This window comes from Dactylosporangium sp. NPDC050688 (genome assembly GCF_040654515.1).
In the GTDB taxonomy this organism is placed as follows: Bacteria; Actinomycetota; Actinomycetes; order Mycobacteriales; family Micromonosporaceae; genus Dactylosporangium.
This window is the reverse complement of record NZ_JBFAIC010000071.1, coordinates 42,570-56,858: the sequence shown is the minus strand read 5'-3', so window position 1 is coordinate 56,858 and position 14,289 is coordinate 42,570. Positions and strand designations below refer to the sequence as shown.

Genomic DNA, 14,289 nt, shown 5'->3' with positions numbered 1-14,289 from the left:
CAGCACCCCGCGCACGTCGAACCGGTACCCCCGGTGCATGTTCGCCGTGCGGCCCACCTCGACACCGTTGAGCGTCACCGTCGCCACCGTGTCCAGACCCTCCGCGACCAGGTCAACCCGGTCACCGGCCACGTCCGCGTCGAACGTCGTCTCGTACACCCACGCCGTCCGGCCAATCCACGACAACGCCACCTCGTTGTCATCCAGGTACGGGTCAGGGATGACCCCCGCCGCGAGCAGATCGGTGTGCACGCAGCCCGGCACGGTCGCTGGGACGGGGCCTTCGCCGTGCGGGGCCGGTCCGGCCGGGCGCAGCGTCCACCCGGTGTGCAGCGGACGCAGGACAGGCATGTGCACTCCCCGTAACTGAACCGGATAAGTCGGTGAAGCATGACCTTATGGCGGCGATGTAAGGAGTGTCAACCGGGGCGGTGCTGAAGCGCTTGCGGAGCGCTCAGGCGGTGCGGCCGGCGCGCAGCGGCCGGGTGGACTCCCGGGCCGTCAGGGTGCCCGGCTGCAGCGTCACGTGGCTGATCTCGCCGCCGTTGATCGTGGCGAGCAGGGCCCGCGCGGCGAGCTCCGCCTGCAGCGCCGGCGTCTGCTGCACGGCGGTGATCGCCGGGACGGTGATCTGGCACAGGTCGGAGTCGTCCCAGGCGACGACCGACACGTCCTCCGGCACCGACAGGCCCATCTCGTGCGCCACCTTCAGCGATGCGGCGGCCATCACGTCGTTGTCGAACACGACGGCGGTCGGCGGCTCGGCGCCGCTCATCAGCTCCCGCATCGCCCGCATGCCGTCCACGGCGCTGTAGTTGGTGTAGACGACGCGGTACCGGTCGCGGTCCAGCCCGGCGTGGTTGAGCGCGTCGAGGTACGCGGCGTCGCGCTGCCCGGTGTGGAACAGCTCCTCGGTGCCGGCGACCCGGGCGATCGTGCGGTGCCCGAGCGCCCGCAGGTAGCCGACGATGGCGCGGGCGGTGCCGGCCACGTCGGCGTCGACCGTGCTGCAGCCGTCGAGGCCCGGCTTGCCGCCGATGACCGCCGCGGGCAGGCCGATCTCGACCAGCGCGTCCAGCCGCGGGTCGTCCTTGCGCAGATCGGTGAGGATCACGCCGTCGACGTGCCGGCCCGCCCACCACTTGCGGTACACGTCGATCGTGTCCTCGATCCGGTCCACCAGGTGCAGCACCAGGGCGATGTCGTTGCGGTTGAGCTCCGCCTCGACGCCGCTGAGCATCTGCGTGAACCACGAGTCGACGATCATGACCCGGGGCGGCCGGACCAGGACCAGCCCGACCGCGTTGGCCTTGGCGGTGCCCAGCGAGCGGGCCGCGATGTTGGGCGCCCAGCCGAGGTCGCGGGCGGCGGCCAGGACCCGGGCGCGGGTCTGCTCCGACACGCCCGGGCGGTTGTTGAGCGCATACGACACCGCGGCCTCGGACACCCCGGCGTGGACGGCGACCTGGCGGATCGTGACCCGCGCCTGGCCGGCCGCCTCTGCGCCGGTGTCCTTCGCTGCTGCGGCCACGTGTGCTCCCGCCTGATCCGTGCCCGGGCCGCGTCGTCATGGCTGCCCGCCTCAGTTCACTGCACGTGAGGGTACATGCCCGGGGCGGGTCACAGCGGTGGCAGCTCCAGATGCTCCCGCAGGGTCGTGCCCTCGTACGCGGTCCGGTACACGCCCCGCTCCTGCAGCTGCGGCACCAGCCAGTCCTCTTGCCGGTGCGCAGCTCGATCGGGATCGTGCCGCGCGACGGGTCCAGCTCACCGTCGGCCGGGTCGATGTCGGGCAGCGGGCCGTCGGGGTCGTAGCCGGACAGGTCCTTGCCCCAGTACTGCTCGAGGAAAGCGACCGCGCGCGGGCCGGTGATCTGCTCCCGGGTGATCCACCGGGCGCGTTCCTGCGCCTCGTCGGGGGTGTCGCCGAGCACCACGGAGGCGCCCGGCAGGATCCGACCTCGCCGTCGCCGACCCCGTGCGGCCGACGGAGGCGAGGTCCGCCGGGGCCGTGGTAGCCCCGACGACCCAGCCGGCCCGCCCCAGCGAGGCGTGGTCGAGGCTGGCGAGCTGGGTGGCGAGGTGGAACGGTTCGGTGGTGGTGACGTGCAGCGTCGGCGCGAGCCCGATCCGGGTGGTGCGGCGGGCCGGTGAGCGCGGCCCACGCCGGGTTGTCCAGGATGTGCATCGGATCCCTCTGCAGAAGTGACGGTGGACGGTCAGGTGGTGAGGACCGGGAGCGCGGCGAGCAGGGTCTGCGTGTACGGGTCCCGCGGCCGGTCGAACACCTCCTCGACCGGCCCGTGCTCGACGACCCGGCCGTCGTGCATGACGAGGACCCGGTCCGCCAGGTGGTGGATGACGCCGAGGTCGTGCGAGATGAACAGCAGCGCGGTGCCGTCGGCGGCGCGCAGGTCGGCGAGGAGGTCCAGCACCTGCGCCTGCACCGACACGTCCAGCGCCGACACCGGCTCGTCGCACACGAGCACGTCCGGGCGGGGGCCGACGGCCCGGGCGATCGCGACCCGCTGCCGCTGCCCGCCGGACAGCTCCCGCGGGTGCCGGCGCAGGTGCGCGGCGCCGAGACCGACCCGTTCGAGCAGCTCCACGACCCGGTCCCGGCGGGCCGGCCCGCGCAGGTCGAGGGGCTCGGCGACGAGCTTCTCCACGGTGTACCGGGGATCGAAGGAGCTGAGCGGGTCCTGCGAGACGACCTGGAGCCGCCGCCGGTGCGGGCGCCGCCGCCGCTCGGGGACCCCGCTCCAGGGCGTCTGTCCGAGATGGACGGTGCCGCCGTCGGGGTCGAGGAGGCCGAGCGCGATGCGGGCGACGGTCGTCTTGCCGGACCCGGACTCGCCGACGACGCCGAGGATCTCGCCGCGGGCGAGGGTGAAGCTGACGCCGTCGACGGCGTGCCGGGCGCCGAAGTGCTTGTGCAGCCCGTCGGCGCGCAGCACGACCCGGTCCGGTTCGACGGCCGGTGCGGGCAGCGGCTCGCGGGTCGCGGTGCTGAGCCGGTGCCCGCGCGACGCCGCGGTCGGCACGGCGGCCAGCAGCATCCTGGTGTAGTCGTGCTCGGGGGCGGTCAGAATCCGTTGCGTCGGCCCCTGCTCGACGATGACGCCGTCGCGCATGACGAGGACCCGGTCGGCGATGCCGGCGACCACCGCCAGGTCGTGGCTGACCAGCAGCAGCGTCGAGCCCGCCGCGCGGCGCTCGGCGAGCAGGCGCAGCAGCTGGGCCTGGACGGTGACGTCCAGCGCGGTGGTGGGCTCGTCGGCGATGAGCAGCGGCGGGTCGGCGGCGATCGCCGAGGCGATCAGGGCACGCTGGCGCAGCCCGCCGGACAGCTGGTGCGGGTACTGGCGGGCGCGGACCACCGGGTCCGGCACGTGCACGGCGTCCAGCAGCGCGGTGATCCGCGCGTCGCGGGTGGCGGCGGTGCCGACGCGGTGGGTGCGCAGCACCTCGCCGATCTCCTGCCCGATGGTGTTGAGCGGGTCGAGGGAGACCAGGGCGTCCTGCAGGACGAGCCCGGCGACCCGGCCGCGCAGCCGGCGCCAGTCCCGGTCGGTGTAACCGGCGGTGTCGTGGCTGTCGAGGTGCAGCGCGGCCGCGCGGACATCGGCGCCGGGGCCGGCGAGGCCGACGAGGCTGCGGGCGGTGACGCTCTTGCCGGAGCCGCTCTCCCCGACGATCGCGACGCACTCGCCGCGTTCGACGGTGAAGCTGACGCCCCGCACGGCGCGCACGGGCTGCGCCGGGCCGGGGAACGTGACGTGCAGGTCGGTGACGGTGACGAGCGGGGCCATGTCAGCGCCTTCCCTCGAAGCGGCGCTGGAGCCGCCGGCCGACGGCGGTCAGCGAGATGACGGCGACGGTGAGGGTCGCGCCGGGCAGGATCGCCGCCCACCACGCGACGCGCAGGTAGTTGCGGCTCTCGGCGAGCATCGCGCCCCACTCCGGCGACGGCGGCTGCGGCCCCATGCCGAGGAACGACAGGGCGGAGGCGTTGACGATCGCGCTGCCCAGCCCGATCGTGGCGAGGATCGGCAGCGGCCCGAGCACGTTGGGCAGCACGTGCCGCCACACCAGGCGGGCCCGGGGGAAGCCGAACGTGACGGCCTGCTCGACGTAGCCGGAGCGGCGTACCAGCAGCGTCTGGGCCCGTACGATGCGGCCGTACCGCGGCGCGAACGCCAGTGCGATCGCCATGACGAGGCTCGGGGTGCCCGGCTCGGTGAACGCGATGAACAGCAGCGCCAGCAGCACCTCGGGGAACGCGGACAGCACGTCGAGGGCGCGGCTGAGCACCTCGTCCACGACGCGCGGCGACAGCCCGGCGATGAGGCCGACGACCCCGCCGGCGAGCACCGACAGCAGGGTCGCGGCGACGCCGATGCTCAGGGAGTACCGGGCGCCGTGCACGACCCTGGTGAACACGTCGCGGCCGAGCTGGTCGGTGCCGAACCAGTGCGCCCCGCTCGGCGCCTCCAGGGCGTGCAGCGGGTCGGCGGCGAGCGGGTCGGCGCCGGTGAGCAGCTTCGGCGCGACGGCGGCGACGGCGATCAGCAGCAGCACCAGCGACGCCGCGGCCAGGTCCGGCGCGACGACCCGGCGTCGGGTCCTCACGACCGGTCCGGCGCCCGCGGCGACGACCGGCGCGGTCTTCTCGGGCAATGCGATCGACATGACGGGTCAGCCTTTCCGCAGGCGCGGGTCGACGAGCAGGTACGCCAGGTCCGCGAGGGTGCTGAGCACCACGTAGATGGCGGCGGCGAGCATCACCACGGCCAGCACGACCGGGATGTCCTTGTTGTTCACCGCTTCGGTGGCGACCTCGCCGAGGCCGGGCCGGCCGAAGACCCGCTCGACGACGACGGCGGCGCTGAGCAGGAAGCCGATCAGGGTGCCGGCCAGGGTCACCGCCGGCAGCAGCGCGTGGCGCAGCGCGTGCCGCCACAGCAGCGCGAGCCGGGTGAGGCCGCGGGCCCGGGCGGTCACCGCGAACGGCTCGTCGAGGGCCCGCTCCAGGCCCTCGCGGATGACCTGGCTGAGCAGCCCGCCGATCGGCAGGGCGAGCGCGACCGCGGGCAGCACCAGCGCGGAGGCGTCCCGGTCGCCGGAGACCGGGAACCAGCCGAACTGGAAGGAGAAGACGCTCAGCAGCAGGATCCCGATGAGGAACCCGGGCGCGGACACGATCGACAGCTCGGCGCCGGAGACCAGCCCGCGCAGCCAGCGGGCCCGCCCGGCGGTGACGATCGCCAGGCCGACCGCGATGACCGCGCTGAACGCGGTCGCCAGCAGCGTCAGCTTCACCGTCGGCCAGATCTGGCTGCCGATGACGTCCACGACGGGGCGCTGCAGCACGTAGGAGCGGCCGAGGTCGCCGTGCAGCAGCCGCCACAGGTAGTCCAGGTACTGCACGACCGCCGGCCGGTCCAGGCCGAGGTCCCGGGCGATCTGGGCGCGGATCTGCGGGGTGTCGGGGCCGTCACCGACGAGGGTGTCGACGGTGTCGCCCGGGGCGAGCCGCAGCGCGAGGTAGGCCGCGGAGGCGGCGGCCCAGAGGACCACCGCCCCACTGCCGAGCCGCCGCAGGACCGGCTTCAGCATCGGCGTGCCCATGACTACCTGCCGATCCACACGTTGTAGGCGCTGCCGGGGACGCCGGCCGTCGGTTCGAAGCCCACGCCGCCGACCTTGAGCTGGGTCGCGACCTGGTCCGCCGGCGCGTACAGCGGCAGCAGGACCGCCTGCTCGGTGAGGACCTTCTGCACGGTGGCGTACGCCGCCTTGCGCCGGGTCTGGTCGCCGGTGGCGGCGGCCTCGGCGACGAGCCGCTCCAGCTCGGGGTCGACGTAGCCGTGCCGGTTGATCGGGGCGCCCTCGGGCACGATCAGGTTGAGCGCGGCACCGGCCTCGGTGTCGGCGCGGGAGTTGTCGAAGACCTCGAACTCGCCCTTGGCGATCGCGTCGGCGGCGGTGCCCTGGTCGACGACCTTCACCTGCAGGTCGATGCCGGCGCTCTGCTTCACCGCGGCCTGCACGGCCTGGGCGAGGATGTCGCGCTTGTCCCGCACGAACGGCGCCGACAGCACGATCCGCGCGGTGAGCCGCTTGCCGTCCTTGGTGCGGAACCCCTCGCCGTCCCTGGTGCTCCAGCCGGCCTCGTCGAGCAGCTTGTTCGCCTCGGCGGGGTTGTTGCCGTACGTCTTCTCCACCGACGCCTCGTAGAACGGGCTGGACGGGCTCAGGATGCTCCAGGCGCGGGTCGCGGTGCCGCGGTAGACGCCCTGCAGCACGGCGTCGACGTCGACCGCGTCGCGGAACGCCTTGCGCACCCGGATGTCGTCGAACGGCGCACGGGTCAGGTTGAAGTACAGGTTGTACGCGGTGCCGCTGTTGAGCTGCTTGGCGAAGCGCAGGTTCTGGTCGCTCCTGACCAGCTCCTGCTCGGTGGCCGGGACGCCCTCGATGACGTCGACCTGGCCGGAGGTGAGGGCGCCGACGCGGACCGAGGACTCCTTGAGGAACCGGTAGGTGACCTCGTCGAGGTACGCGGGGCCCTGGTGGCCGGCGTTGGCGGGCGCCCACGCGTAGGCCGGGTTCTTCTTGTAGTGGACTTCCTGGCCCTTGGTGTAACGGTCGAGGATGAACGGCCCGGTGCCGACGACCGACGGCCCGCCGGCCTTCAGGTCGGGGCTCTTGAGCGACTTCGGCGACACCTGCGCGCCCTGCGGGGAGGCGAAGAAGTCCAGGATGAGCACGTCGGCCTGCTTGAGGTGCACCGCGACCGTCGAGGCGTCGACGACCTGCGCGTCCTTGAAGTGCTTCAGCTGGGTCGCGGCGACCGTCGGGGCGTAGCCGGCGACGAGCAGCTGGTCGAGGTTGGCCTTGACCGCCGCGGCGTCGAACTTCTCGCCGTCGTGGAAGGTGACCCCGTCGCGCAGCTTGAACGTGTACGTGAGCCCGTCGGCGGACGCCTCCCACGACGCCGCCAGCCACGGCAGGTAGCCACCCTTGTCGTCGTGGGTCAGCAGCGCCTCGAAGCTGTTCCACACCAGCAGGCGGGCCTTGGCCTGGGCGTACTGGTGCGGGTTGAACGTGATCGGCTCGGTCTCGATCGCCCAGGTGAGCTTGCCGCCCTGGACGGGGGCGCCGGCGCCGGCGGCGGGGTCCTCGGCGGCGGCGCCGTTGCACCCGCCGAGGAGTACTGCGGCGACGGCAAGGGACGCAAGGTATCTACGCATGGGACATCCTCGGTGGGAGTTCGCGTCGGGGGAGGGCGGCGCCGCGGGTGGTCAGCGGCGTCTCGTCGGGTCAGTGCAGCAGTGGCTGTGCGTGACTGTCAACGGTCGATGGGCGGTCCTGTCGGGCATGTCACGTACCCCTGGATTAATCCATATCTTACATGTAGGATTAGTCGGCTATCCCGCTCCGGATCGACGGAGGACCATATGCCAAAATTGCCGCGATCAAGCCGTCTGGCCAGCCCAGTTGACACGACTGTCCACGGTGTCTACCGCATCCCGCAGCGGCCCGAAGACCCCCGCCCGCTCTACCGGTTCACCGACCGGGTGGTCGAGCGTCCCCCGGCCGGCCGGTATCACCTGTACGCCGGCTGGTTCTGCCCATGGTTGCAGCGAGTGACGATCGCCCACGCCCTCGCCGGGCTGCAGGACGTCGTCACCGTCTCCTACGTCGACAATGCCCGCGACGGTCGCGGGTGGGCCTTCCGCGAGCGGTACGGCCCGGATCCGGTCAACGGCTTCACCCTGCTGCGCCAGGCGTACGACGCGACCGAGGAGCACTTCGACGGTCACGTGTCGGTGCCGACACTGTGGGACCGCGGCACCGCCCGGGTGGTCAGCAACGACTTCAAGGGCATCGGCATCGACTTCGCCACCCGCTTCCGGCACCTGGCCACCCCGGTGCTCGACTCGTACCCAGAGGCGCACCGCGAGGAGATCGAGCAGCTCGACGCCTGGCTCAACCCCGTCGTCAACCGCGGCGCCGGCCTCGCCGCGCAGCCCGGCCCGGACGGCGAGCGGGCCCGCACCGCGCTGCTGGACGCCCTCGGCACCCTCGACGAGCGCCTCGCCACCCGGCGCTACCTGCTCGGCCCCGCGATCACCGAGGCCGACATCCGCCTCTACGTGACCCTCGTGCGCTACGGCGCCGGCCTCGCCGACTTCCCGCACCTGTGGGACTACGCCCGGGACCTGTACACCGTGCCGGCCTTCCGCGACACCACCGACTTCACCACGTACCACGCACCCGGCAACGAGCTGCTCGACTGGGACGCCCCCGCACACCGCCCCGAAGGGATCGCCGCATGACCGAGCAACTGCACCTGGCGGTGGCCCTGGACGGTGCGGGATGGCACCCGGCGGCCTGGCGGGATCCGTCGGCCTTCCCCGATGAGCTGTTCTCCCCTGGGTACTGGCTGCGCCTCGTCCGCCTGGCGGAGCGCGGCAAGCTGGACTTCGTCACCATCGAGGACTCCCTCGGCCTGCAGTCCGGCCGGTACGACGGCCTCGACGGGCGCGCCGACCACGTCAAGGGCCGCCTCGACGCGCTGCTCATCGCGGCCCGGGTCGCCCCCGTCACCACGCACGTCGGGCTGGTGCCGACCGTGACCGTCACGCACACCGAGCCGTTCCACGTCTCCACCCAGCTGGCCACCCTCGACTACCTCAGCACCGGCCGCGCCGGGTGGCGTGCCCAGGTGTCCGGCCGGCCCGGCGAGGCCGCGCACTTCGGCCGCCGCACCTTCCCCGACCTCGACCTGACCCGGCTGCAGGGGCCCGCCGCGCAGGCGTTCCTCGCCGAGCTGTTCGCCGAGGCTGCCGACCACATCGAGGTCGTGCGCCGGCTCTGGGACAGCTGGGAGGACGACGCGGAGATCCGCGACGTCGCCACCGGCCGGTTCATCGACCGCGACAAGCTGCACTACATCGACTTCACCGGCACGCACTTCAGCGTCAAGGGCCCGTCGATCACGCCGCGCCCGCCGCAGGGCCAGCCGGTCGTCACCGCCCTCGCGCACTCCCGCCCCGGCTACGAGCTGGACACCGACGTCGTCTACGTCACCCCGTCCGACGCGGTGAGCGCCGCCGCGATCGTCGCCGAGGCCCGCGCCCTGGGCCGGGCGAAGGTCTTCGCCGACGTCGTGGTGTTCCTCGACCCGGACCGCAAGGCCCGCCTCGACGAGCTCGGCGGCGCGGCGTTCGCCAGTGACGCGCACACCTACACCGGCGACGCCGCGGGCCTCGCCGAGCTGCTGCTGTCCTGGCGGGCGGCCGGCGTCGACGGGTTCCGGCTGCGCCCCGGCGTGCTGCCCGCCGACCTGGAGGTCATCGTGGCGGACCTGGTGCCGCTGCTGCGGGCCGCGGGCGCCTTCCGTGAGGACTACACCGCCACCACGCTGCGCGGGCACCTCGGCCTGCCCGCCGCGCCGAACCGCTACGCCCGCACGGAGGTCGCCGCATGACGAACACCAAGAAGCAGGTCGTCCTGGCGGCGCACTTCCCGGGCGTGAACAACACGACCGTGTGGAGCGACCCGGCCGCCGGCAGCCAGATCGCGTTCGACTCGTTCCGCCGCTTCGCGCAGAGCGCCGAACGCGGCAAGTTCGACTTCTTCTTCCTCGCCGAGGGGCTCCGGCTGCGCGAGCAGCGCGGCCGCATCCACGACCTGGACGTCGTCGGCCGGCCCGACGCGCTCACGGTCCTGGCCGGGCTCGCCGCGGTCACCACCCACCTCGGGCTCACCGGCACCGTCAATGCGACCTTCAACGAGCCGTACGAGCTGGCCCGCAAGCTCGCCTCCCTGGACCACCTGTCCGGCGGCCGGGCCGGCTGGAACGTGGTCACCTCCTCCGACGCGTTCACCGGCGAGAACTTCCGCCGCGGCGGGTACCTCGACCGCGCCGACCGCTACACCCGCGCCGCCGAGGTGCTGCACACCGCCCGCGAGCTCTGGGACACCTGGCCCGCCGGTGAGGTCGTCGCGGACCGGGAGGCCGGCGTCTTCACCCGTACCGGCGACCCCGGCCACTTCGTCCACAGTGGACAGCATGTCGACATCCGCGGCCACTTCACCGTGCCACGCAGCCCGCAGGGCCGGCCCCTGATCATCCAGGCCGGCGACTCCGACCCCGGCCGCGAGTTCGCCGCCCGCGACGCCGACGCGATCTTCTCCCGGCACGGCACCCTCGAGGCCGGCAAGGCGTTCTACGCCGACGTGAAGGGCCGCATGGCCCGCCACGGCCGCCGCCCCGAGGAGCTGAAGATCCTGCCGGCCAGCACGTTCGTCCTCGGCGACACGGCCGAGGAGGCCGCCGAGAAGGCGCACCACATCCGGCGCCAGCAGGTCAGCCCGCAGACCGCGATCCTGCTGCTGGAGCAGCTGTGGAACAAGGACCTCAGCGACCATGACCCCGACGGGCCGCTGCCCGCCTTCGACCCGGTGGTGGACGACGACTCCATCATCAAGGGCCGCGCCCGCCTCTTCGACGACCCCCTGGCCACCGCCCGGCAGTGGCGGGCGATCGCCGAGGAGAAGGGCCTCGGCATCCGGGACCTCATCATCGAGGTGACCGGCCGGCAGACCTTCATCGGCACCCCGGCGTCGGTCGCGGCCACCATCGACGAGTTCGTGCAGAGCGGCGCCGCCGACGGGTTCATCCTCGTGCCGCACCTGGTGCCCGGCGGCCTCGACGAGTTCGTCGACACCGTCGTGCCGCTGCTGCAGGAGCGCGGCGTGTTCCGTGCCGAGTACACCACCGGCACGCTGCGCGGCCACCTCGGACTGCGCCATGAGTGACCCGGTGTTCCACTGGTTCCTGCCGACCGGCGGCGACGACCACGCCGTCGGCGCCGGCACCCACGGCGGCATCATCGGCGCGCAGGACACCGCGCCGCTGCCCCGCTCGGCCACGCACCGCGCGCCGACGCTGGACTACCTGACCCAGATCGCCCGCGCCGCCGACCAGCTCGGCTACACCGGCGTGCTCACCCCGACCGGCGTGCACTGCGAGGACGCCTGGCTCACCACCGCCGCGCTCATCGCCGAGACCCGGCGGCTGCGGTTCCTCGTCGCGTTCCGGCCCGGGCTCATCACCCCGGTCCTGGCCGCGCAGATGGCCGCCACCTTCCAGCGGCTGTCCGGCGGCCGGCTGCTGCTCAACGTCGTCATCGGCAGCAGCGCCGCCGAGCAGCGCGGCTACGGCGACCCCCTCGACCACGACGCCCGCTACGACCGCGCCGCGGAGTTCCTCGACGTGGTCCGCTTCGCCTGGACCGGCGAACGCTTCGACCACCACGGCGTCCACTACGACGTGGAGGGCGGGCTGCTGCGCGAACCGCCGAAGGTCGTGCCGACCGTGTACCTCGGCGGGTCCTCACCGGCCGCGGTCCGCCTCGCCGCCCGGCACGCCGACGTGTACCTCACCTGGGGTGAACCCGTCGAGCAGGTCGCGGAGAAGGTCGCCAAGGTCCGCGCCGAGTGCGGCGACCGCGACCTGCGCTTCGGCATCCGGCTGCACGTCATCACCCGCGACACCGCCGACCAGGCCTGGGCCGACGCCGAGCGGCTCATCGCCGGCCTCGACGACGAGACGATCCGGCAGCGGCAGGCGAGCCTGCGCAGCCTCGACTCCGTCGGCCAGCGCCGCATGCTCGACCTGCACGGCGGCGACCGGGACCGGCTCGTCGTCGCGCCCAACCTGTGGGCCGGCATCGGCCTGGTCCGCGGCGGCGCCGGCACCGCCCTCGTCGGCAGCCACGCCGAGGTCGCGGCCCGCATCGACGAGTACCGGGCGGCCGGGATCGACGAGTTCATCCTCTCCGGCTATCCGCACCTGGAAGAGGCGTACACGTTCGCCGAAGGAGTGTTGCGACGGTGAAGTTCCTCGCCATCACCCTCATCGTCACCGACGGCAGGAAGCCGGCGCACGAACGCCTCCGGGAGGTCGTGGACAACGCGATCCTCGCCGAGGAGCTCGGCTTCGACGGCTTCGGCGTCGGTGAACGCCACGAGCGGCCGTTCATCTCCTCCTCGCCGCCGGTCGTGCTCAGCCACATCGCCGCCCGTACCAGCGCGATCCGGCTCTTCACGGCCGTGACGACGCTGAGCCTGCTCGACCCCGTCCGCGCCTTCGAGGACTACGCCACCCTGGACAACCTGTCCGGCGGCCGGCTGGAGCTCATCGTCGGCAAGGGTAACGGCGCCGCCCAGGCGAAGCTCTTCCACGTCACCGCCGACGACCAGTGGGACCGCAACCGCGAGGGCTACGAGCTGTTCACCCGCCTCTGGCGGGAGGACAAGGTCACCTGGTCCGGCCGCTTCCGCCCCTCCCTGGACGACGCCGAGACGTGGCCGCGGCCGCTGCAGCCGGACATCCGCATCTGGCACGGCAGCGCCACCAGCAAGGCCTCCGTCGAGCTCGCCGCACTGCACGGCGACCCGCTCTTCTCCGCCAATGTCACCAACCCGGTCGAGCCCTACGCCGAGCTCGTCGCGCACTACCGCGAGCGGCTCGCCTTCCACGGCCACGACCCGGCCACCGCCCTCGTCGGCGCCGGCTCCGCCGGCCTGTACGTCGCCGAACGGTCCCAGGACGCGATCGACACGTACCGGCCGATCTTCGACAACCGGCTGGAGACCTTCAAGCGCGTCGGGGTCGAACCGGTCTTCCACACCCTCGAGGACGCGATCGAACGCAGCTCGATCCTCGTCGGCAGCCCGCAGCAGATCATCGACAAGGTCCACCGGTACCACGCCCGGCTCGGCCACGAGGTCATGCACGTGCAGGCCGACGCCGACGGGCTCACCGACAAACAGCACCGCCGGTCCCTGGAGCTCTTCCAGTCCGAGGTCGCACCGGTGCTGCGCCGCGAGATCCCCAGTCGCCCGTTCCCACCCCTGGCGGTGCGGTCATGAGTGTCCCTCTGTCCATTCTCGACCTCGCCCCGATCAGCTCGGGCAGCGACGCGGGGGCCGCCCTGCGCAACACGATCGACCTCGCGCAGCGCGCCGAGGCGTCCGGCTACCAGCGGTACTGGGTCGCCGAGCACCACTTCGCCCCCGGCGTGGCCAGCGCGGCGCCGGCCGTGCTCATCGGCCTCATCGCCGCCGCGACCGACCGCATCCGGGTCGGCTCCGGCGCGGTGCAGGTCGGCCACCAGACAGCCCTGTCGGTGGTGGAGCAGTTCGGGCTGCTCGACGCAGTGTACCCGGGCCGGTTCGACCTCGGCTTGGGCCGCTCCGGGCAGCGGCGCACCTCGGCTCTCGCCGCGCAACCCGCGCCTTTGAAGCCGGCGCGGGTCGTCGACGGGCTGCTCATCCCGCCCGCGTTCGACTTCTCGCGGCTCACCGCGCAGCCGCGGTTCGCGCTGTTCGCGCAGTTGCTGCAGCAGCCCGGCGCGCAGGCGCCCGACTTCGCCGAGGTCGTGGACGACATCCAAGCCCTCATCGCCGGCACCTACACCCGCGACGGCCTCGACGTGCACGCCACCCCCGGCGAGGGCGCCAAGGTCGAGCTGTGGATCCTCGGCTCCAGCGCCGGGCAGAGCGCCGCCGTCGCGGGGGAGCGGGGCCTGCCGTTCGCGGCCAACTACCACGTCGCACCGGCGAGCGTCCTGGAGGCCGTCGAGGCGTACCGGGCCGCGTTCCGCCCGTCGGAGGTCCTGGACCGCCCGTACGTCCTCGTCTCGGCCGACGTCGTCGTCGCCCCGGACACGGCCACCGCCCGGCACCTCGCGTCGCCCTACCGGCACTGGGTCCGCAGCATCCGCACCGGCGCGGGCGCGATCCCCTTCCCGACGCCCGCGGAGGCCGCGGCGGCCCCCTGGACCGACGAGGACCGGGCCCTCGTCCAGGACCGCCTCGACACCCAGTTCGTCGGCGACCCGGCCACCGTCGCCGCCGAGCTGCGCATCCTGCAGCGGGTCACCGGCGCCGACGAGTTGCTCGTCACCACCATCACCCACGACCACGCCGACCGGGTGCGCTCCTTCGAGCTGCTCGCCAAGGAGTGGCATGGCTGACCGGCCGCGTGCTGCTCGCGCCGGCCCGGCGCCGCTGGTCGGCGGCGCGCTGCTCGTGCCGGCCCGGCGCGGCTGGTCGGCCGTTCGCTCTTCGCGTCGGCCCGGCGGGGCTGGTCGGCGGCGCGCTGCTCGTGCCGGCCCGGCGGGGCTGGTCGGCCGTTCGCTGTTCGCGTCGGCCCGGCGGGGCTGGTCGGCCGTTCGCTGTTCGCGTCGGCCCGGCGGGGCTGGTCGG

The 14,289-nt window shown here is 73.3% G+C and carries 11 protein-coding genes and 1 pseudogene; 6 read left to right on the top strand and 6 right to left on the bottom strand.

Translation table 11 applies throughout. From position 1 onward, the window contains the following. The 6 genes and pseudogenes from AB0H83_RS42755 to AB0H83_RS42730 all read right to left on the bottom strand — a co-directional run. Positions 1-351 (bottom strand): annotated as a pseudogene (locus AB0H83_RS42755) (glycoside hydrolase family 2 protein); the annotation flags it as partial. Between the two features lie 103 nt (positions 352-454). Next, a complete protein-coding gene (locus AB0H83_RS42750; RefSeq protein ID WP_360106472.1) occupies positions 455-1,531 on the bottom strand; it encodes a LacI family DNA-binding transcriptional regulator in 1,077 nt (358 codons plus the stop codon). A gap of 688 nt (positions 1,532-2,219) precedes the next feature. Further along, entirely contained in the window at positions 2,220-3,812 is a 1,593-nt protein-coding gene (locus tag AB0H83_RS42745; RefSeq protein WP_360106469.1) for an ABC transporter ATP-binding protein, read from the bottom strand. A 1-nt stretch (position 3,813) separates the two neighbouring features. Next, positions 3,814-4,692 (bottom strand): ABC transporter permease, encoded by an 879-nt coding sequence (locus AB0H83_RS42740; RefSeq protein WP_360106466.1) that lies wholly within the window; start codon positions 4,690-4,692, stop codon positions 3,814-3,816. Positions 4,693-4,698: 6 nt separating this feature from the next. Next, complete coding sequence (locus AB0H83_RS42735; RefSeq protein ID WP_360106463.1) at positions 4,699-5,631, bottom strand: ABC transporter permease; 933 nt, start codon at positions 5,629-5,631, stop codon at positions 4,699-4,701. A gap of 2 nt (positions 5,632-5,633) precedes the next feature. Beyond that, positions 5,634-7,256, bottom strand: coding sequence for an ABC transporter substrate-binding protein (locus AB0H83_RS42730; RefSeq protein WP_360106460.1), 1,623 nt, complete (start codon positions 7,254-7,256; stop codon positions 5,634-5,636). A 396-nt stretch (positions 7,257-7,652) separates the two neighbouring features. On the opposite strand from AB0H83_RS42730, the gene AB0H83_RS42725 reads away from it, so the two are divergent. Genes AB0H83_RS42725 through AB0H83_RS42700 form a run of 6 tightly spaced genes read left to right on the top strand, consistent with a single transcriptional unit; the run spans position 7,653 to position 14,057 of the window. Further along, the gene (locus AB0H83_RS42725) at positions 7,653-8,345 is read left to right on the top strand and encodes a glutathione S-transferase C-terminal domain-containing protein (RefSeq protein WP_360106457.1); all 693 of its coding nucleotides are present in this window, start codon (positions 7,653-7,655) and stop codon (positions 8,343-8,345) included. Further along, a complete protein-coding gene (locus AB0H83_RS42720; RefSeq protein WP_360106454.1) occupies positions 8,342-9,499 on the top strand; it encodes an LLM class flavin-dependent oxidoreductase in 1,158 nt (385 codons plus the stop codon). Before AB0H83_RS42725 ends, AB0H83_RS42720 begins: the two co-directional genes overlap by 4 nt. Beyond that, positions 9,496-10,833 carry an NtaA/DmoA family FMN-dependent monooxygenase gene (locus AB0H83_RS42715; protein ID WP_360106451.1) on the top strand — a complete coding sequence of 446 codons (1,338 nt, stop codon included), beginning with the start codon at positions 9,496-9,498 and terminating at the stop codon, positions 10,831-10,833. The genes AB0H83_RS42720 and AB0H83_RS42715 overlap by 4 nt, the downstream gene beginning before the upstream one ends. Beyond that, the gene (locus AB0H83_RS42710; RefSeq protein ID WP_360106448.1) at positions 10,826-11,914 is read left to right on the top strand and encodes an LLM class flavin-dependent oxidoreductase; all 1,089 of its coding nucleotides are present in this window, start codon (positions 10,826-10,828) and stop codon (positions 11,912-11,914) included. Before AB0H83_RS42715 ends, AB0H83_RS42710 begins: the two co-directional genes overlap by 8 nt. Next, entirely contained in the window at positions 11,911-12,951 is a 1,041-nt protein-coding gene (locus AB0H83_RS42705) for an LLM class flavin-dependent oxidoreductase (protein WP_360106445.1), read from the top strand. Before AB0H83_RS42710 ends, AB0H83_RS42705 begins: the two co-directional genes overlap by 4 nt. Beyond that, positions 12,948-14,057, top strand: coding sequence for an MsnO8 family LLM class oxidoreductase (locus AB0H83_RS42700; protein ID WP_360106442.1), 1,110 nt, complete (start codon positions 12,948-12,950; stop codon positions 14,055-14,057). The genes AB0H83_RS42705 and AB0H83_RS42700 overlap by 4 nt, the downstream gene beginning before the upstream one ends. Positions 14,058-14,289 lie beyond the last annotated feature (232 nt).

What these genes read in the sequence shown, in the direction of transcription:
- AB0H83_RS42735 (WP_360106463.1), bottom strand. Translation starts at nt 5,631, where the DNA reads ATGGGCACGCCGATGCTGAAGCCGGTCCTGCGGCGGCTCGGCAGTGGG.
- AB0H83_RS42710 (WP_360106448.1), top strand. Translation starts at nt 10,826, where the DNA reads ATGAGTGACCCGGTGTTCCACTGGTTCCTGCCGACCGGCGGCGACGAC.
- AB0H83_RS42715 (WP_360106451.1), top strand. Translation starts at nt 9,496, where the DNA reads ATGACGAACACCAAGAAGCAGGTCGTCCTGGCGGCGCACTTCCCGGGC.
- AB0H83_RS42745 (WP_360106469.1), bottom strand. Translation starts at nt 3,812, where the DNA reads ATGGCCCCGCTCGTCACCGTCACCGACCTGCACGTCACGTTCCCCGGC.
- AB0H83_RS42700 (WP_360106442.1), top strand. Translation starts at nt 12,948, where the DNA reads ATGAGTGTCCCTCTGTCCATTCTCGACCTCGCCCCGATCAGCTCGGGC.
- AB0H83_RS42740 (WP_360106466.1), bottom strand. Translation starts at nt 4,692, where the DNA reads ATGTCGATCGCATTGCCCGAGAAGACCGCGCCGGTCGTCGCCGCGGGC.
- AB0H83_RS42730 (WP_360106460.1), bottom strand. Translation starts at nt 7,256, where the DNA reads ATGCGTAGATACCTTGCGTCCCTTGCCGTCGCCGCAGTACTCCTCGGC.
- AB0H83_RS42720 (WP_360106454.1), top strand. Translation starts at nt 8,342, where the DNA reads ATGACCGAGCAACTGCACCTGGCGGTGGCCCTGGACGGTGCGGGATGG.